This is a genomic window from Streptomyces sp. UG1, from assembly GCF_049974585.1.
Lineage (GTDB): Bacteria > Actinomycetota > Actinomycetes > Streptomycetales > Streptomycetaceae > Streptomyces.
The window spans coordinates 1-19,375 of sequence record NZ_JBNGGG010000048.1 but is presented as its reverse complement, the minus strand read 5'-3'; the positions used below and the strand labels follow the sequence as shown (position 1 = coordinate 19,375).

Genomic DNA, 19,375 nt, shown 5'->3' with positions numbered 1-19,375 from the left:
CGCACCGTCAGAAACCCTCGTACGGTCCCTTCATGGCCGTCAAGGCGTACGACCTCACCGGACGCACCGCATTCGTCACCGGCGCAGCCAGCGGTATCGGCCGCGCCTCGGCTCTCCTCCTCGCCGAGGCCGGCGCCACCGTGCACTGCGCCGACCGCGACGCACAGGGCCTGCACGACACCGCGACCCTGATCAAGGCGAGCGGCGGCACCGCCCTCACCCACCACCTCGACGTCACCGACCGCGAGCAGCTCCGCCAGGCCGTAGCCTCCTGCGAGCGCCTGGACATGCTGGCCGCGGTCGCCGGGATCATGCACAGCAGCCCGGTGCTGGAGACGCGAGACGAGGACCTGGACCGAGTCCTGAACGTCAACTTCAAGGGTGTGCTGTACGCCTGCCAGGAGGCGGCCCGATCGATGCTCGCCCAGCACATCCGGGGCAGTATCGTCACCATGGCCTCGGGCGCCGTGGACACCGGAGGCCCCGGCCTGCTCTGCTACGGCGCGGCCAAGGCGGCCGTCGTGCAGTTGACGAAGACGCTGGCGACGGAGCTGGGCCCGCACGGCATCCGCGTCAACGCGGTCGCCCCGGGCTGGATCCGCACGCCCATGACCGACCGCCACGACACCGCGGCGCAGACCCGTACCGAGGCGCTGATGGCCCGGATGTCACCGTTGGGCCGGGTCGGCGAGCCGGAGGAGATCGCGCACGCGGTGCTTCACCTGGCGTCCGACGCGTCGGCCTTCACCACGGGGCAGATCCTGCGTCCGAACGGCGGTGTGGCGATGCCTTGGTAGCCGGCACCGGCCGTCCGGCCCGCCCCGCCCGCCAGGCCTGAGTCCACCGCCGTGCATCGACGGCTCCCTCGGCCCGTGCCTTCGGCACACAGTGCACCGGCAACAGGCTCAGCCCCCACCCTCCGGCGGCGACGGCCGCCTCCAGCGCCCCCGCGTCCGGCACCAGCGCGAGCCGCAGCACGGCCCACCACCACAGCGCCCCGAGCCCGAGAGCCACCGCCCAGCGCGCTATCGGCTGTGCCATCGCTCACCTCCAGCCCGAGGCTAGGCCGCCCGTTCACCGGCCGGGAGGTCGCGTCCACGGCACACGAAGGCGGCGCGGGCCAACGCCTTCACCACGCGTCAGGCGCCGTCACGCCCTCCACCACGCTCCACCACTCGTCAGGCGCCGTCATCACCCTCCACCATGACCCCCGGGCCATCCACCGGCAAACGGACGCCGCCTGGCCCCACACAGCACGAAACCCCGACCGCTCTCCCCCAGGTCTCCCTGGAGAAGCCCCGGCCGGGGCCTCACACAACTCCTCAGCGCACGATCACTCCATGCGCAGTGGCGGCACCGTCACGCGGCGACCACGTCCACCGCCTCGGAAGGCGCCTTGATGGTCACCCGTTCCGGTGGCACACCGGTCACCGACACGGAACCCAGCATCGGACGGACCGACGTGGGTACAGGCTCGCTGGGTGTGGCCGCAGCAGACTGGGCCAGCTCGGCGAGGGCGAGCTCGTCGCTCACTTCCCGCATGAGCTCGGACATCCGTACGTCCAACGCGTCGCAGATCGCGGAGAGCAGCTCGGAGGAAGCCTCCTTCTGCCCCCGCTCCACCTCGGAGAGATAGCCGAGTGAGACTCGGGCGGACGAGGAGACTTCGCGCAGAGTACGGCCCTGGCGCTGGCGCTGCCGACGCAGCACGTCACCCAGCAGGCGACGGAGCAGAATCATCGGTGGCTCCCTCCTCGGACCGCGTAGCCGCATCCTTCACGCCCCACCGTACCGCCTTGCGCCGCGGCCGTGCGGGGAGCGATGTCGTGTTCACTAAGGGCTGCAAACATCAAAACCCCCCGTTCTGTTCCGTATCCTGTGCCCGCTCATTCCCAATGTGTTCGCTCGCAAGCTCCCTCAGAAGCAGTGCGAGTACGCTCCGTACACTCTCCATACGAATTTCCGCGCGGCCGCCGTTCAACCGCAGGGCCTCCACTTTTCCGCCACCGGCGGAACCGGCGCCAGGGCCGAAGGGCCCGTCCACGGCCACGAAAACGGTCCCGACTGGCTGTCCGTCCTGCATTTCGGGCCCCGCGACACCGGTCGTGGCGATGCCCCAATCGGCCCCCAGCGCCTTTCGCACACCGGCCGCCATCTGGGCCGCGACCTGCGGATTCACCGCTCCGTGCTGCTCCAACAAGGTGGCGTCGACGCCGAGCAGCCCGTGCTTGAGGTCGGTGGCGTAGGCGGTCACCGAACCCCGGAAGGCCTTTGATGCCCCCGGGGCAGTTGTGATTTCCGCCGCAACCAGTCCACCGGTCAGCGACTCGGCGACAGCGAGCGTCTCGCCCTTCACTCTGAGTAGTCGCACCACGTCGGCGGCCGGGGAACTCACGCTTCCGTCTCCTCCAGGGCTGCCTTGCGCTCGGCGATTCCACGCCTGCGCAGCACAATGGCTTGTCTCACATAGTCGAGCCCGGTCGCCACGGTCAGGACGACCGCCGCAGCCATCACCCAGAACCTCAGAGTGGCCAGCCACCCCGTCAGCGCCAGGATGTACATCCCGACGGCAACGCCCTGCGTGAGGGTCTTGAGCTTGCCGCCCCGGCTCGCCGGAATGACGCCGTACCGGATGACAAGGAAACGCAGCAGCGTGATCCCGAGTTCCCGGCCGAGGATGACGCCCGTCACCCACCACGGCAGATCGCCCAGTGCCGACAGACAGATCAGCGCCGCCCCCATGATCGCCTTGTCGGCGATGGGGTCGGCGATCTTCCCGAAGTCGGTGACGAGGTTGTAGGCGCGCGCCAGATGACCGTCGAACAGGTCCGTGATCATGGCGATGGCGAAGGCCGCCCAGGCGAGCGAGCGCCATGCCGGGTCGTATCCGCCGTCTGCCAGCATCAGCGCGACGAACGCGGGCACGAGGACCAGCCGGAGCATGGTCAGGAGGTTGGCGATGTTCCAGACGCTGGCCTGGTTGACGGCCGCGGCCGCGATCTTCCCGCCGCGCGGGGATTTCGCACCGCCCTGGACACCGGTCTCGGCGCCGCCGGCGTTCGAGCCGCCGGTCTTGGGCGACCCGGCCCTGGACGACCCGGCCTTGGACGAGCCCACCGCGCTCGCCTTGCCCGTCGCACCCGCCTGGGAGGGACCACCCGCGGCGGACGCCGGAACTCCGGTCATCTGTCCGCCTCCTCACTACACGCGAGCGTGCCCAGCAGCGGCTCGGCCACCAGGTCGACGCCTTCCGTACCGACCACCTTCGCCTCGACCATACGACCGACGCTCAGCCCTTCGCCGCTCGTGAGCAGCACCTGCCCGTCGGTCTCCGGCGCCTGGTGCGTCCCACGGCCGTGGGCACCGTCCGCCGAGTCCTCGGAGCCGACCGACTCGACGAGCACGTGCACGGTCTCCCCGACGCGCTCCTCGGCCCGCTGTGAGACGAGTTCCTCGGCCAGCCGGGAGACACGTGCCAGCCGCTCGGCGACGACGTCCTCGTCGAGCTTGGTGTCGTACGTCGCGGCCTCGGTGCCCTCCTCGTCGGAGTAGCCGAAGACGCCGATGGCGTCCAGCCGCGCGTGGTTCAGGAAGCGCTCCAGCTCAGCCAGGTCGGCCTCGGTCTCGCCGGGGAAGCCGACGATGAAGTTGGAGCGCACGCCGGCCTGGGGGGCCTTGCCGCGGATGGTGTCGAGCAGTTCCAGGAAGCGGTCGGTGTCGCCGAAGCGGCGCATCGCGCGCAGCACGTCGGGCGCGGAGTGCTGGAAGGACAGGTCGAAGTACGGGGCGACCTTCGGCGTCGAGGTCAGCACGTCGATCAGGCCGGGCCGCATCTCGGCCGGCTGGAGGTAGCTGACGCGGACCCGCTCGATGCCGTCGACCTCGGCGAGCTCGGGCAGGAGGGACTCCAGCAGGCGGATGTCGCCCAGGTCCTTGCCGTAGGAGGTGTTGTTCTCGGAGACCAGCATGATCTCCTTGACGCCCTGTTCGGCCAGCCACCGCGTCTCGTTCAGCACATCGCTGGGGCGGCGCGAGATGAAGGAGCCGCGGAAGGACGGGATGGCGCAGAAGGAGCAGCGCCGGTCGCAGCCCGAGGCGAGCTTCACCGAGGCGACCGGGGAGCCGTCGAGGCGGCGGCGCAGCGGCGCACGGGGCCCGGAGGCCGGAGCGAGTCCTTCCGGAAGATCGACGGGGCCATGCCCGGGCAGCGCGACCTCGGCCGCGGACTCCTGGCGCTCGGCCGGGCTGATCGGCAGCAGCTTGCGGCGGTCGCGCGGGGTGTGCGAGGCGTGGATGCCGCCGTTCAGGATGGTCTGGAGGCGGTCGGAGATGTCGGCGTAGTCGTCGAAGCCGAGCACGCCGTCAGCCTCGGGGAGGGCCTCGGCGAGCTCCTTGCCGTACCGCTCAGCCATGCAGCCCACCGCCACCACGGCCTGGGTTCTTCCATGATCCTTGAGGTCGTTCGCCTCCAGGAGCGCGTCGACGGAGTCCTTCTTGGCGGCCTCGACGAAGCCACAGGTGTTGACGACGGCGACGTCCGCTTGCGCGGCGTCCTCCACGAGGTCCCAGCCGTCCGCCTCCAAGCGGCCTGCGAGCTCCTCCGAGTCCACCTCGTTACGGGCGCAGCCAAGAGTGACGAGTGCGACGGTACGGCGTTCAGGCATGGGCTCAAGACTACTTTGTCTCACTGACAGCCCACGTCGACGGGGTTGGCCGATCTTGGCCAACCCCGTCCGCAGCTCACCCCTTCAGCCGGACTTATCCGGCCTGGGGGTCGCCCTTGGTGTAGGTGAGGTGCTCCACCGCACCCGGCTGCCAGTCGTCCTCGATCTTCTTGCCGTTGACGTAGAGGTCGACCGCGCCTGCGCTGCCGAGGACGAGGTTGATCTTCTCGCTGTCCTGGAAGGTCTTGGAGTCGCCCCGCTTGAGGAGGCCGTCGAAGAGCAGCTTGCCGGTGTGGTCCTTGGCCGAGATCCAGCTCTCGTCGTCGACGGCGCTGACCTGGACGGTCACCTTGCCCTGCGGGACGGCGGCGATGGCGCTGTCCGACGGCTCCGGCTTGGGGACCTTGGGCTTGTCGGTCTTCGGTGTGGGTGTGGTCTTGTCGGCCGTCGGCGTCGAGCCGCCCTCGGCGACGGCGGACTTCCCGCCTGAGTCGTCGCCCTTGAACGCGGTGAACCCGACGAACCCGATCACCGCGACGATCGCCGCGACCATGGCCGCGGTCCAGTTCGGCCCGCGCCGCTCGGGACGGATGCGCTCCGCCTCGAACAGCGGGGCAGCCGGGGTCGGCGCCGGTCGTCCGCCGTGCGAGTCGTCGTACTGGGCGAGCAGCGGCGCCGGATCGAGGTGGACGGCCTTGGCCAGGGTCCGGATGTGGCCTCGGGCGTACACGTCGCCGCCGCAGGCGGCGAAGTTGTCCGCCTCGATGGCATGCACGATGGCGATACGGACCCGGGTGGCGTTGGTGACGTCGTCGACGGTGAGCCCGGCATCGATGCGCGCCTGCTTCAGGGCACGGCCGATCGAGGGACGGGATTCGTCGGAAACGTCTTCGAACGGACGCTCGTCTTCAGGGGAGTTGCCGATGGACACGGGGGCGCCTTTCGAGCGTTTAAGCCACCTGTGCTGCAGGTTCAGTCTAGGGGGGTGACGAAAGGGTGGGGCAACCGGGCGGTGGGACTTTATACGCCATCAGAATGGCCGGACACGCTGATGGTGGGGTCGGTGCTTGTCGTTTCGCTCAACTTGACGTATGTCGACGGGAAACGGTTGCTCAATGATCCCTCACAGGTGAGTCACGATCAGACATCGGCTCATCCCGCACCCGCCCGCGAGGCGACCACTGCGTCCGGTTTCCCTCTCCGGACTCGTGTTAAGCCTCCCCGCGGATCACGGCGAGCACTCCGTCCAGCTCATCAGGTTTCACAAGAACGTCACGAGCCTTGGAGCCCTCGCTCGGGCCCACGATCCCGCGGGACTCCATGAGGTCCATCAGCCGCCCCGCCTTGGCGAACCCGACCCGCAGCTTGCGCTGGAGCATGGACGTCGACCCGAACTGCGTGGAGACCACCAGCTCCGCCGCCTGGCACAGCAGGTCGAGGTCGTCGCCGATCTCCTCGTCGATCTCCTTCTTCTGCTTGGTGCCCACGGTGACGTCGTCCCGGAAGACGGGCGCCATCTGGTCCTTGCAGTGCCGGACGACCGCCGCGACCTCCTCCTCGGTCACGAATGCGCCCTGCATACGCACCGGCTTGTTGGCGCCCATCGGCAGGAACAGCCCGTCGCCCTTGCCGATCAGCTTCTCGGCACCAGGCTGGTCCAGGATGACGCGCGAGTCCGCGAGCGAGGACGTGGCGAAGGCGAGCCGTGAGGGGACGTTGGCCTTGATGAGACCGGTGACGACGTCGACGGACGGCCGCTGGGTTGCGAGTACGAGGTGGATGCCGGCCGCGCGCGCGAGCTGTGTGATGCGCACGATCGCGTCCTCGACGTCGCGCGGCGCGACCATCATCAGGTCGGCGAGCTCGTCGACGATCACCAGCAGATACGGGTACGGCTGAAGCTCGCGCTCGCTGCCCTCCGGCGCCTTCACCTTGCCGCCCCGGACGGCCTCGTTGAAGTCGTCGATGTGCCGGTAGCCGTAGGCCGCCAGGTCGTCGTAGCGAAGATCCATCTCCCGTACGACCCACTGGAGCGCCTCGGCGGCCCGCTTCGGGTTGGTGATGATCGGCGTGATCAGGTGCGGGATGCCCTCGTAGGCGGTCAGCTCGACGCGCTTGGGGTCGACCAGCACCATGCGCACGTCCTCCGGGGTCGCCCGCATCATGATCGAAGTGATCAAGCAGTTAATGCACGACGACTTACCGGAACCGGTCGCACCGGCAACCAGCACATGCGGCATCTTCGCGATGTTGGCCATCACATAGCCGCCCTCGACGTCCTTGCCGAGCGCGACCAGCATCGGATGCTCGTCCTCGGCGGCGGCCGCAAGGCGCAGCACGTCACCGAGGTTGACCATCTCGCGGTCGGTGTTGGGGATCTCGATGCCGACCGCGGACTTGCCGGGGATCGGGCTGATGATCCGCACGTCCGGGCTGGCGACGGCGTAAGCGATGTTCTTGGTCAGCGCGGTGATCCGCTCGACCTTCACGGCCGGTCCGAGCTCGACCTCGTAGCGCGTGACCGTCGGCCCGCGCGTGAAGCCGGTGACGCGCGCGTCGACCTTGAACTCGGAGAAGACGGTGGTGAGCGACTCGACGATGGCGTCGTTGGCGGCGCTGCGCGCCTTGCCCGGCCCACCGCGCTCGAGGAGGTCGAGCGCCGGCAGGGAGTAGGTGATGTCGCCGGAGAGCTGGAGCTGTTCGGCGCGCGGCGGCAGGTCCCGCATCGCGTCGGGCGCGGCCTTGGTGAGATCCGGAACCTCGGACTTGGTCAGGTCCGGGACCTCGGACTTCGGGAGCTTCTCCTGCTTGGGCCGCGCGGCCGGGACGGGCGTCGGAACCGGGGTGGTCTCCTCGCGGTCGCCCACGCTGACGCCCTGGGTCAGGTCGGCGACGATCGGCGAGGGCGGCATCCCGTGCATGACGGCGCCGTCGAGGGCGGCAGCGGCGGCCGCCGCGACGTCCACAGCGTCCATGGGACGGTCCATCTCGGGCTGCGGCACCGCGGAGCGCCTCGGACGCCCACGACGCCGCGAGAGGGCCTCCTGCTCGGCGCTGTCGGGGTCGTACGCCTCACGCGCCGGGCTCCGCTTGCGGCCGCGCGACGCGGGCAGCGCCTCGCGCCACTGGTCGTCGTAGCGCTGGTCGTCGTCGGTGTACTCGTCCTCCTCCTCGGGGTCGGGGAGGATGCCGAGCTTGATGCCCAACTGCCGCAGCCGCTGCGGGATGGCGTTGACCGGGGTCGCCGTGACGACCAGGAGGCCGAAGACCGTCAGCAGCACGAGCAGCGGTACGGCGAGGACCTCGCCCATGGTGTACGTCAGCGGAGTCGCCGCGCCCCAGCCGATCAGCCCGCCGGCGTCCCTTATGGCCTGCATGCCGTCGCTGCGGGCGGGCGCGCCCACGGCGATGTGGACCTGGCCGAGCACGCCGATGACGAGCGCGGACAGGCCGATGACGATACGGCCGTTGGCCTCGGGTTTCTCGGGGTGCCGGATGAACCGTACGGCGATGACCGCGAGCAGAATCGGCACGAGCAGGTCGAGCCGGCCGAAGGCGCCGGTGACGATGATCTCGACGAGGTCGCCGACGGGGCCGCGGAGGTTGGACCAGGTGCCGGCGGCGACGATCAGCGCGAGGCCGAGGAGCAACAGCGCGATGCCGTCCTTGCGGTGGGCGGGGTCGAGGTTCTTCGCGCCCTGCCCTATCCCGCGGAACACCGCGCCGACCGCGTGCGCGAGCCCGAGCCAGACGGCGCGCACGAGCCGGTAGATGCCCCCGGTGGGGTTCGGCGCGGGCTTGGGCGCGGGCGCGGCTTTCTTCGCCGCGGCCTTCTTGGCCGGCGCCTTCTTGGCGGGGGCTTTCTTGGCGGCGGCCTTCTTCGCCGGAGCCTTCGCGGAAGCGGCCGCCTTCTTCGCGGGCGGCTTCTTGGCTGCGGAGGAACGTGAGGCCATGGATGTGAGGTTACCGGTGGAGAAGACAGTGGACACGTGTGCCCACTGCTTCACCCGTTCGTGTCGCCCTCGCGGGGGCGGCAGACTGACGCCGGTTCACGAACCGGTCGGACACAGGACGATCCGGCGTCGCCACTCGGCAACCAGGGCCTTCGCGAGGTCAGTTCTGCGACGGCACCGACGAGGTGCTCCCGGTGCCCGGCTCCAGGGCGTCCAGCGCCCGCCGCAACCCCGTGAGTTTGCGTTCGAGATGGGCCGCGGTGGCCACCGCGGCCGCGTCCGCCGACTCGTCGTCCAGTTGCTTGGACAGCGCCTCGGCCTGCTCCTCGACCGCGGCCAGCCGCGCCGAGAGCTCGGCCAGCAGCCCCGCCGGCTCCTTGGAGTCGCCGCCCGCGGACTTGCCGCCGCCCTCCAACTGGAGCCGCAGCAGCGCCGCCTGCTCACGAAGCTGGCAGTTCTTCATGTACAGCTCGACGAAAACGGAGACCTTCGCCCGCAGCACCCACGGGTCGAACGGCTTGGAGATGTAGTCCACCGCGCCCGCCGCGTAGCCGCGGAAGGTGTGATGCGGGCCGTGATTGATCGCGGTGAGGAAGATGATCGGGATGTCCCTGGTCCGTTCTCGCCGCTTGATGTGCGCGGCGGTTTCGAAACCGTCCATTCCCGGCATCTGGACGTCCAGCAGAATGACCGCGAAGTCGTCCGTCAGCAGTGCTTTGAGCGCTTCCTCCCCGGACGATGCCCGCACCAGGGTCTGATCGAGCGCAGAGAGGATCGCCTCCAGCGCCAGCAGATTCTCCGGCCGGTCATCGACCAGGAGGATCTTGGCCTTCTGCACCATGGCCCGCCCTCCTCGCCCCGGCAGTGCACCGGGCTCCGCCCCAGGGGACGACTCCCTTACGCCGCCCGCCCTCGTGCCGGTCATGGTAGCCGCACCCCGCCTGTCGCCACACCCTGTCACCGCGATGTCACTGTGCACGTAGCAGAAACGCGGCAGGAGACCAGAAGGTTCCCCGAATCCCGCACTTCTACACGGCTTCGAGCACACTGAGTCAGCGACTCCGTGTGAACACTGTCGGCTGCCGTCACTGCTCCCTCATCCACTGGTTCATCACCGCCAGGAGATGATCCGGGTCGACCGGCTTCGTCACATAGTCCGAAGCACCCGACTCGATCGCCTTCTCCCGGTCGCCCTTCATCGCCTTGGCGGTCAGCGCGATGATCGGGAGCCCGGCGAACTGCGGCATCCTGCGGATCGCCGTCGTCGTCGCGTACCCGTCCATCTCCGGCATCATGATGTCCATCAGGACGACCGCCACGTCGTCGTGCTGCTCCAGCACCTCGATGCCCTCGCGGCCGTTCTCGGCGTACAGCACGGACAGGCCGTGCTGCTCCAGGACGCTGGTCAGCGCGAAGACGTTGCGAATGTCGTCGTCGACGATCAGCACCTTCTCGCCGCCGAACCGGATGCCCCGGCGGGACTGCGGTGCCGTGGTCTGCTCGGCCGGCGCCGACCACTGCTCCTGCGGCGCCGGACGCTGCTCCAGCTCCCCCGCGGCCTTGCGGCGGCGCCTGAAGAGCGCGGCGGCGCCGTTCTGCGTCTCCCGGTACGACCGCACCTCGGCCGGCGTCTCGATCGCCCCGTCCGAAACCTCCGCCAGCCCCGCCAGGTCGGCCGCCGAGGCCACCAGGGCGCCCGCGTCCAGGGGCGGCAACTGCTGCTGGTAGCCGTGCGGAGGCAGTTCGCTCGGGTGCAGCGGCAAATACAGCGTGAACGTCGATCCGCGTCCCGGCTCGCTCTGCGCGTGGATCTCACCGCCGAGGAGTTGCGCGATCTCCCGTGAGATCGACAGCCCCAGCCCCGTACCGCCGTACTTGCGGCTGGTCGTGCCGTCCGCCTGCTTGAACGCCTCGAAGATCACCCGCATCTTGCTGGCCGCGATCCCGATGCCGGTGTCGGTCACGGAGAACGCGATCAGCGGAGCGTCCGCCTCGGTCAGCGATCCGGCCTCCAGAAGCTGCTCGCGGATCTGCATCGGCACGTCCATCCCGGCGGGCCTGATGACCAGCTCGACCGAGCCGGAGTCGGTGAACTTCACCGCGTTGGACAGCAGATTCCGCAGCACCTGCAGCAGCCGCTGCTCGTCGGTGTGCAGCGTGGCCGGCAGCTCCGGCGAGACCCGTACGGACAGGTCCAGGCCCTTCTCCGCGGTCAGCGGGCGGAAGGTGGCCTCCACGTAGTCCACGAGCTGGACGAGCGCGATGCGCGTCGGGGAGACGTCCATCTTGCCCGCCTCGACCTTCGACAGGTCCAGGATGTCGTTGATCAGTTGGAGCAGATCGGAGCCGGCGCCGTGGATGGTCTCGGCGAACTCGACCTGCTTCGGCGAGAGGTTGCCCTCGGCGTTGTCGGCGAGCAGCTTGGCCAGGATCAGCAGCGAGTTCAGCGGCGTACGCAGTTCGTGCGACATGTTGGCGAGGAACTCGCTCTTGTAGCGCATCGATACGGCCAACTGCTCGGCGCGCTCCTCCAGGACCTGCCGCGCCTCCTCGATCTCGGTGTTCTTCACCTCGATGTCGCGGTTCTGCTGGGCCAGCAGTTCGGCCTTCTCCTCCAGCTCGGCGTTGGAGGCCTGCAGGGCCTTCTGCCGGTTCTCCAACTCGGCCGACCGCTCGCGCAGTTGCTCGGTCAGCTCCTGCGACTGCTTCAGCAGCACCTCGGTCTTGGTGTTGACGGAGATGGTGTTGACGCTGGTCGCGATCATCTCGGCGATCTGGTTGAGGAAATCCTTCTGGATCTGCGTGAAGGGAGTGAAGGAGGCCAGCTCGATGACGCCGAGCACCTGGCCCTCGAAGAGCACCGGAAGGACGATCACTTGCGCGGGAGGCGCCTCGCCGAGTCCGGAGGAGATCTTCAGATAGCCGCTGGGCGCGTTCTCCACCAGGATCGTGCGCTTCTCCATGGCGGCCGTCCCGATCAGCCCCTCTCCAGGCCGGAACGAGGTCGGCATGGACCCCATCGAGTAGGCGTACGACCCCAGCATCCGCAGCTCGTACTGATCCTCGCCCTCGGCACTCGCATCCTTGCCGTCGACCAGCGGCATCGCCAGGAAGAACGCGCCGTGCTGCGCGGAGACGACCGGCGTCAGCTCGCTCATGATCAGCGAGGCCACGTCCTCCAGGTCCCGGCGGCCCTGCATCAGCGCCGAGATACGCGCGAGGTTGCCCTTGAGCCAGTCCTGCTCCTTGTTGGCGATGGTGGTGTCACGCAGGTTGGCGATCATCTTGTTGATGTAGTCCTGAAGTTCCTGGATCTCGCCGGACGCGTCGACGTCGATCTTCAGGTTCAGGTCACCACGGGTCACCGCGGTCGCCACGCGCGCGATGGCGCGCACCTGCCGGGTGAGGTTTCCTGCCATTTCGTTCACGGACTCGGTGAGGTCGCGCCAGGTTCCATCGACGTCACGCACGCGTGCCTGACCGCCGAGCTGTCCCTCGGTGCCCACCTCGCGGGCGACTCGGGTGACCTCCTCGGCGAAGCTGGAGAGCTGGTCGACCATCGTGTTGATCGTCGTCTTGAGCTCGAGGATCTCGCCGCGGGCATCGATGTCGATCTTCTTGGTCAGGTCACCCTTGGCGATGGCGGTGGTGACCATGGCGATGTTGCGCACCTGTCCGGTCAAGTTGGACGCCATCTGGTTCACGGACTCGGTGAGGTCCTTCCACGTACCGGCCACACCGGGTACGTGCGCCTGGCCGCCGAGGATGCCGTCCGTGCCCACCTCGCGGGCCACCTTGGTGACCTGGTCGGCGAACGAACTCAGCGTCTTCACCATGGTGTTGAAGGTGTCGGCGAGCTGCGCCACCTCACCGCGCGCCTCGATCGTCACCGTCCGCGTCAGATCGCCGTTGGCGACGGCCGCCGCGACCTGGGAGATGTTGCGCACCTGCATGGTCAGGTTCTTGGCCATCAGGTTGACGTTGTCGCTGAGGTCCTTCCAGATGCCGACGACGCCGGCGACGTGCGCCTGGCCGCCCAGAATGCCCTCGGTGCCCACCTCACGGGCCACCCGGGTCACCTGCTCGGCGAAGCTGGAGAGCTGGTCGACCATCGTGTTGACGGTCGTGACGAGCTCGAGGATCTCGCCCTTGGCGTCGACGGTGATCTTCTTGGACAGGTCGCCCTTGGCGACCGCGGTGGTGACCTCGGCGATGTTGCGGACCTGACTGGTCAGGTTGTTCGCCATGAAGTTCACGGACTGGGTGAGGTCCTTCCAGGTGCCGGAGACGCCCTGCACCTCGGCCTGACCGCCGAGCTGGCCCTCCGTACCCACCTCACGGGCGACCCTGGTGACCTCCTCCGCGAACGACGAGAGCTGGTCGACCATCGTGTTCAGCGTGTTCTTCAGCTCCAGGATCTCGCCGCGCGCGTCGACCGTGATCTTCTGCGACAGGTCACCGCGAGCCACCGCGGTGGCGACCTGCGCGATGTTGCGCACCTGGGCCGTAAGGTTTCCTGCCATTCCGTTCACGGAGTCGGTCAGGTCCCGCCACACCCCGGCCACGCCGGGCACCTGCGCCTGCCCGCCCAGGCGGCCCTCCGTGCCCACCTCGCGGGCGACCCGGGTCACCTGGTCGGCGAAGCCGGAGAGCTGGTCGACCATCGTGTTGATGGTGTTCTTCAGCTCCAGGATCTCGCCACGTGCGTCGACGTCGATCTTCTGCGACAGATCACCCCGGGCCACCGCGGTGGTGACCTGGGCGATGTTGCGCACCTGGGCGGTAAGGTTTCCTGCCATTCCGTTGACGGAGTCGGTGAGCTCCTTCCACGTTCCGGCAACACCCGGTACCACCGCCTGACCGCCCAGCCGGCCCTCGGTGCCCACGTCCCGGGCCATCCGCGTGACCTGGTCGGCGAAGGACGACAACTGGTCCACCATCGTGTTCACGGTGTTCTTGAGCTGGAGCATCTCGCCGGAGACGTCCACGGTGACCTTCTGCGACAGATCACCGTTGGCCACCGCCGTCGTCACCTGGGCGATGTTCCTTACCTGTCCGGTGAGGTTCCGGAACGCCGTGTTGACGGAGTCCGTCAGGTCCTTCCAGGTCCCGGCCGCCCCCGGCACCTGCGCCTGGCCGCCCAGCTCACCCTCGACACCGACCTCACGCGCGACTCGCGTCACCTCGGCACCGAACGACGAGAGCTGGTCGACCATGCCGTTGACGGTGTTCTTCAGCTCCAGCATCTCGCCGGCCACGTCGACCGTGACCTTCTGCGAAAGGTCACCGTTGGCCACCGCCGTCGTCACGGCGGCGATGTCCCGCACCTGAATGGTCAGATTCCGGAACACGGTGTTGACGGAGTCCGTGAGGTCCTTCCAGGTCCCCGCGGCACCCGGCACATTCGCCTGGCCGCCCAGTTGCCCCTCGGCGCCGACCTCGTTGGCCACGCGTGTGACCTCGTCCGCGAAGATCCGCAGTGTCTCGGTCATCTGGTTGATCGTGTCCGCGAGCTGGGCCACCTCGCCGCGTGCGGACACGGTCACCTTCTGCGACAGGTCACCACTGGCGACCGCGGTCGTGACCTGGGCGATACCGCGCACCTGCGCCGTCAGGTTGCCGGCCATGAGGTTCACCGAATCGGTGAGGTCCTTCCACACACCGGCCACACCCGGCACCTGCGCCTGGCCGCCGAGCTCGCCCTCGGTGCCCACCTCGCGCGCGACTCGCGTCACCTCGGAGGAGAAGGACGACAACTGGTCCACCATCGTGTTGACGGTGTTCTTCAGCTCCAGCATCTCGCCGGCCACGTGAACCGTGACCTTCCGGGACAGATCACCCTTGGCGACCGCCGTGGTCACCAGCGCGATGTCCCTCACCTGGGCCGTCAGCCGGTACGCCATCGTGTTGACGGAGTCCGTCAGGTCCTTCCACGAACCCGACATCCCGCGCACGCGTGCCTGCCCACCGAGCTTGCCCTCGGTGCCCACCTCGCTGGCCACGCGCGTGACCTCGTCGGTGAACGACGAAAGCTGATCGACAAGGTTGTTTACAGTCCGCCCGACCTTGAGGAACTCACCCCGCAGCGGATGCCCGGCCCCGTCCGGGGACTGCGTACGCAGCTCCATGCGCGGCGAGAGATCACCCTCGGCCACCGCGGACAGCACCCGGCCGACCTCGGAGACCGGCCGTACGAGGTCGTCGACCAGCGCGTTGGAGTTGTCGACGGCCGCCGCCCAGGAGCCCTCGCAGGCGCCCGTCTCCAGCCGCTCAGTGAGCTTGCCCTCACGTCCGACCATGCGCCGCACGCGCGCCAGCTCACCCGTGAGGTGGAGATTTCGGTCGGCCACTTCGTTGAAGACGGCGGCGATCTCCGACATCACGCCGTCCCCGGACACCGTGAGCCGCTTCCGGAAGTTCCCGTCACGCATCGCCACCAAGGCCGCCAGCAGCCGGTTCAGGGCAGCCGTGTCCACCGCAGTGGTACCACGCGTCTTGCGCTCCTTACTCAGGGACTGTCCGCCTTTCGCGCGCGTCTTCGTGCCCCGCGTCGCTGCGCCAGACTCCACTGTGTCCCTCCCGCAGGGGTCGACCGTTACTGCTGTGCTCGGGTTCTACTGCTTCGCGTACCCATTACTGCTGGGTATTCCTGCCGGATATACCAGGCCACACCACGTGCTGCTGCCCGCGGTACGCGAATGACACTCAGCCTGCCCGGACCTTCACAAGAAGCTTGCCCAGTGTTTCACCCCTGCTGAACCCGGCCATAACAGTTCGGCAGCTTCGCACATCGTCCGCACACCCTCCGGGCGGAAACACTGCAGACCGGCATCCGCATGGACGGCGAAGGTAAGTAACCTTGCATGCGGCTGTCCAGCCGCGCCGGTCCCCGTCCGGCCTGGGCGGTGACAGGAGGAGCACGAACGGGCATCGGAGGGGCAGCCGGACATGACCACCGGACTGATCCCGGGGGGACCATCCCCGGATCGGCCGACGGGCGCGCAGATGCCGCACCAGCGGCGCGAGCCCGACGGCCACGGAGCCCTGCACGTCGACAACCGGACGAGGAGTTCTGTGATCACCGCGCGCGCGGCAGCCAGCTTCGATCCCGTCGGGCGATCGGTCGCGAGCGCCCGCTCCTTCGTCCGGGACACCCTCCAGGGCTGGGGCTTCGCCGACATCGTCGACGACGCCGTAGTCCTCACCAGTGAACTGGTGACCAACGCCGTCGTGCACGCCGGCACCTCCGCGGACGTTCTGTGTCTGCGCAGTGACGAAGGTGTGCGGATCGAGGTGGCCGACCGGTATCCGGAGCGTGAGATCCCTCTCCAGGGCTCGCCCGTCAACATGGGCAGCCCGGATCGCGAGGGCGGCCGCGGCCTCCAACTGTGCGCGGCCCTGGCCGGCCGCTGGGGCGTCGAGTACACGCCCACGCACAAACAGGTCTGGTTCCAACTCAACCTCCCCGAACGCGCGGTGGGCACCCGCGCCGCGGGCCCGTCCCTGCCCTCCGACCTCCTCCCGCTCGCCGACAGCCGCGTCCGCGTCGCGGTGGTCCAGATCGACCGTACGGGCGCCATCTCGTCGTGGAACGAGGACGCGGAGGAACTCTTCGGCTACGCGGCCGAGCAGGTCACCGGCAAGCCCCTGACCGACCTCGCGGCCTGGCCCCACACCCCGGGCACCAGCACCGGCATCGCGGAGGCGCTCCAACTCTCGCGCTGGGAGGGCAGCTACGGCATCCGTGGCGCCAACGGCCGCGTCACACCGGTGTACGCCTCCCACCTCCGCGTCCGCGACACGGGCGGCGAACCCTCCACCGTCTGCCTCCTGGTCCGCGACCACGAACGCGCGGTCCTGCAGACCCCGTTGCGCGTCCCCGCCTCCGACAGCGCCACCGAGGCCCAGAGCACCGACCCGTTCGAGGTGTTCATCGGCTCGCCCGCCCCGGACGACCTCGACGGCCTCCTGCAGCGCACCGTGGAGCGCGCCCGCGACATGCTCGACGGCGACTCCGCCTTCCTGCTGCTCGCGACCGACGACGAGACGGAGCTGGAGGTCCGCGCCTCCACCGGCCTGCCCTCCGCCCGCCAGCGCTTCGCGCGCGTGCCCGTCGAAGCGGGCCCCGGCCGCTACGGCTCGGCCCGTATGCCGGCGGTCCACGAGGACCTCACCATGGTCCCCGGCGCCGTACCCCTGCTGCGAGGCACCGGCATGCGCTCGATCGTCACGGTCCCCCTGAAGGTCGAGGGCCGCCTCACCGGCTCCCTCGGAGTCGCCGCCGAGGCCCCCGGCAGATACTCCAACGAAGAGGCGCTGCGCCTCCAGTTCGCCGCCGACCGCATCGCGCTGGCCGTCGAGTCGGCCCGCCTGGGCGAACTCGAGCGCCTGCGCCGGGGCTCCCTCAGCTTCCTGGTCGAGGCCTCCGACCTCCTCGCAGGCACCCTGGACCGCGACCAGACCCTGGCCCTGATGGCCCAGATGACGGTCCCGACCCTGGCCACCTGGTGCGCGGTCTACACGATCGCCGACCAGGCGTCGGAACCGTATCTGTCGTACGTCCTGCACGAGGACGAGGAACTCATCGACGGCATTAAGTCGTTGCTGTCGAAGATCCCCCCGCCGGATCCGGTACCCACCCCCGGCGCCCGCGTCTGGTCGGCCCCGGCCGAGTCGGCCCACCAGGCGGCCCTGCGCACGTCCATGCGCAGCCTGGGCCTGGGCGAGCCGGTCGGCCGCATCAGCGCGGGCATCGGCCCCACCCTGGCCACGGCGTCCGCGGTGGGCGGAGAGACCGTCGTACTGCCCCTGGTGGCCCGCAACCGAGTCATCGGCATGCTGACACTGGGCAAGCCGACGGACGAACACTTCCGCCAGGAGATCCTGGAGCTGGCGGAGGACCTCTCCCGCAGGGCCGCCCTGGCCCTGGACAACGCCCGCCTCTACTCCGAGCGCACGGCCATCAGCCAGTCCCTCCAGCGCAGCCTCCTGCCGCCCGAGCTCCCCGAGATCGGCGGCGTCGAGGTCGAGGTCATCTACCGCGCGGCCGGCGAGGGCAACGAGGTCGGCGGCGACTTCTACGACCTCTTCCCGATCAGCGACGGCGCATACGGCTTCGCCATCGGCGACGTCTGCGGTACGGGCCCGAACGCGGCGGCGGTCACGGGCCTCGCCCGGCACGCCCTGCGCCTCCTGGCGCGCGAGGGCCTGAGCGGCCCGGCGGTCCTGGAGCGCCTGAACTCCGCGATCCTCGACGAGGGCGCCCGAAGCCGCTTCCTGACCCTCCTCTACGGCGAGTTGAGGCCGCAGGAGGACGGCAGCGCCGAACTGAAGGTGGTCTGCGCCGGCCACCCGCTCCCGCTGCGCCTGCGCCAGGACGGCACGGTCGAACCGGCGGCCGAACCCCAGCCCCTGCTCGGCGTCATGGACGACCTGGAGCTCTACGAGCAGACGGTCACCCTCGACCCGGGCGATGTCCTGCTGTGCGTCACGGACGGCGTCACCGAACGCCGTGAAGGCAGCCGCATGCTGGGCGACGACGGCCTCACCGACGTCCTCACCACCTGCACCGGCCTCACGGCGGGCGCGGTGGCGGCCCGCATCATGCGCGCGGTCGAACGCTTCGCCTCTGACGCCCCGTCCGACGACATGGCGATCCTGGCGATGCGCGTGCCGGGCATCCACAAGGACTGAGGAAGACAGGGAGAAGGACATGAGAAAGGCCCCGCCCAAATGGACGGGGCCTTTCTGTGCGGAGCCCCCAAACGGAATCGAACCGTTGACCTTCTCCTTACCATGGAGACGCTCTGCCGACTGAGCTATAGGGGCCTGCTGCCTGTGCGAAGTCTCCCGCGCGGCAACGGAATAGATCATACCCTGAACGCGCCCGTGCTCCCAAATTCGCTCAGAAGGCGGGCTGGAGCAGTCCTCCGAGCGCGTTGCAGGCGGACACGACCCGCTGCATGTCCCGCTTCGTCAGAGACGCATCGACCGGCAGCGCCAACGTTTCGTCCGCAGCCCGCTCGGTCTCCGGCAAGGACACACACCGCCGGAACTCGGGCAGCCGATGCACGGGCGTCTTCACCGGAACCCGGCACTCAACTCCCCTGGACCGCACGGCCCGAGCGAACGCGTCACGATCCGGCCGCCCATTCCCCGGCACCCGCACGACGTACTGCTGATAGGTGTGCCCGTCACCCCCGTCGGGAGTAAGCACACCCTTCAGCTTCGCATCCAGATACGAGGCCCGCTGCCTGCGCTGCGCGATCTCGTCGTACGGGACCTCCGACTCGCCCTGCTCCAGCACCAACAGCCCATGCCGCTGTCCGATCTGGTGCAACCGCGCGATATCGGCCGACCGACCGAATCGGTGTACGGCCACCACGGCCGCCGTGCGCTGGGTGACGACAGCCTCGACGGCGACGACGTCCAGGCAGTACGTCACCGGATCTATGTCGGCGAACACCGGCCGCGCTCCGGCCAGGACGACGGCCTCGGCGACTTCTATGTTCCCGAAGGCCGGCACGACAACCTCGTCACCGACTCCGACGCCGGCGGCCCTGAGCATTGCAGCAGTACCCATATGGGCGATGCTGGTAGCGCAACGTGAACTTCAGGTGACGCACAACAAAAAAGGGTTGGACCCGGAACCGAAGTTCCAGGTCCAACCCTATTAAAAGGAGTTCGGCGGCGTCCTACTCTCCCACAGGGTCCCCCCTGCAGTACCATCGGCGCTGTAAGGCTTAGCTTCCGGGTTCG

Annotated in this window: 12 protein-coding genes, 1 tRNA gene and 1 rRNA gene; 2 read left to right on the top strand and 12 right to left on the bottom strand. The window is 69.0% G+C overall.

What is annotated here, in order from left to right:
* Positions 1 to 32 precede the first annotated feature (32 nt).
* Entirely contained in the window at positions 33 to 797 is a 765-nt protein-coding gene (locus ACP4J3_RS40970; RefSeq protein WP_426541632.1) for an SDR family NAD(P)-dependent oxidoreductase, read from the top strand.
* Here the strand turns inward: ACP4J3_RS40970 and ACP4J3_RS40965 are convergent.
* The 9 genes from ACP4J3_RS40965 to ACP4J3_RS40925 form a co-directional block, all read right to left on the bottom strand.
* The gene (locus ACP4J3_RS40965) at positions 745 to 1,041 is read right to left on the bottom strand and encodes a hypothetical protein (protein WP_426541630.1); all 297 of its coding nucleotides are present in this window, start codon (positions 1,039 to 1,041) and stop codon (positions 745 to 747) included. The genes ACP4J3_RS40970 and ACP4J3_RS40965 overlap by 53 nt on opposite strands.
* A gap of 318 nt (positions 1,042 to 1,359) precedes the next feature.
* Positions 1,360 to 1,740, bottom strand: coding sequence for a helix-turn-helix domain-containing protein (locus tag ACP4J3_RS40960; RefSeq protein ID WP_062700236.1), 381 nt, complete (start codon positions 1,738 to 1,740; stop codon positions 1,360 to 1,362).
* Between the two features lie 109 nt (positions 1,741 to 1,849).
* On the bottom strand, positions 1,850 to 2,395 hold the full coding sequence (locus ACP4J3_RS40955) for a CinA family protein (RefSeq protein WP_426541629.1): 546 nt from the start codon (positions 2,393 to 2,395) through the stop codon (positions 1,850 to 1,852).
* Positions 2,392 to 3,186 carry a CDP-diacylglycerol--glycerol-3-phosphate 3-phosphatidyltransferase gene (gene pgsA / locus ACP4J3_RS40950; RefSeq protein ID WP_426541628.1) on the bottom strand — a complete coding sequence of 265 codons (795 nt, stop codon included), beginning with the start codon at positions 3,184 to 3,186 and terminating at the stop codon, positions 2,392 to 2,394. The genes ACP4J3_RS40955 and pgsA overlap by 4 nt, the downstream gene beginning before the upstream one ends.
* Entirely contained in the window at positions 3,183 to 4,664 is a 1,482-nt protein-coding gene (gene rimO / locus ACP4J3_RS40945) for a 30S ribosomal protein S12 methylthiotransferase RimO (RefSeq protein ID WP_426541627.1), read from the bottom strand. Before rimO ends, pgsA begins: the two co-directional genes overlap by 4 nt.
* A 94-nt stretch (positions 4,665 to 4,758) precedes the next feature.
* Positions 4,759 to 5,595: a helix-turn-helix domain-containing protein gene (locus ACP4J3_RS40940; protein WP_426541626.1), complete on the bottom strand. Its 837-nt coding sequence runs from the start codon at positions 5,593 to 5,595 to the stop codon at positions 4,759 to 4,761.
* Between the two features lie 280 nt (positions 5,596 to 5,875).
* Entirely contained in the window at positions 5,876 to 8,617 is a 2,742-nt protein-coding gene (locus ACP4J3_RS40935) for a DNA translocase FtsK (protein WP_426541625.1), read from the bottom strand.
* A 160-nt stretch (positions 8,618 to 8,777) separates the two neighbouring features.
* Complete coding sequence (locus ACP4J3_RS40930; protein WP_426541624.1) at positions 8,778 to 9,458, bottom strand: response regulator; 681 nt, start codon at positions 9,456 to 9,458, stop codon at positions 8,778 to 8,780.
* 244 nt (positions 9,459 to 9,702) lie between these two features.
* On the bottom strand, positions 9,703 to 15,186 hold the full coding sequence (locus ACP4J3_RS40925) for a HAMP domain-containing protein (RefSeq protein WP_426541623.1): 5,484 nt from the start codon (positions 15,184 to 15,186) through the stop codon (positions 9,703 to 9,705).
* Positions 15,187 to 15,565: 379 nt separating this feature from the next.
* Here ACP4J3_RS40925 and ACP4J3_RS40920 point away from each other — a divergent pair, with 379 nt between their 5' ends.
* Positions 15,566 to 18,310, top strand: a complete 2,745-nt coding sequence (locus ACP4J3_RS40920; RefSeq protein WP_426541621.1) for a SpoIIE family protein phosphatase — start codon at positions 15,566 to 15,568, stop codon at positions 18,308 to 18,310.
* Positions 18,311 to 18,372: 62 nt separating this feature from the next.
* Here the strand turns inward: ACP4J3_RS40920 and ACP4J3_RS40915 are convergent.
* From ACP4J3_RS40915 to rrf, 3 genes are all read right to left on the bottom strand, one after another.
* Positions 18,373 to 18,445, bottom strand: a tRNA-Thr gene (locus ACP4J3_RS40915).
* 76 nt (positions 18,446 to 18,521) lie between these two features.
* Positions 18,522 to 19,184 (bottom strand): DegT/DnrJ/EryC1/StrS family aminotransferase, encoded by a 663-nt coding sequence (locus ACP4J3_RS40910; protein ID WP_426541740.1) that lies wholly within the window; start codon positions 19,182 to 19,184, stop codon positions 18,522 to 18,524.
* Positions 19,185 to 19,298: 114 nt separating this feature from the next.
* A 5S ribosomal RNA gene (gene rrf / locus ACP4J3_RS40905) occupies positions 19,299 to 19,375 on the bottom strand; the annotation flags it as partial.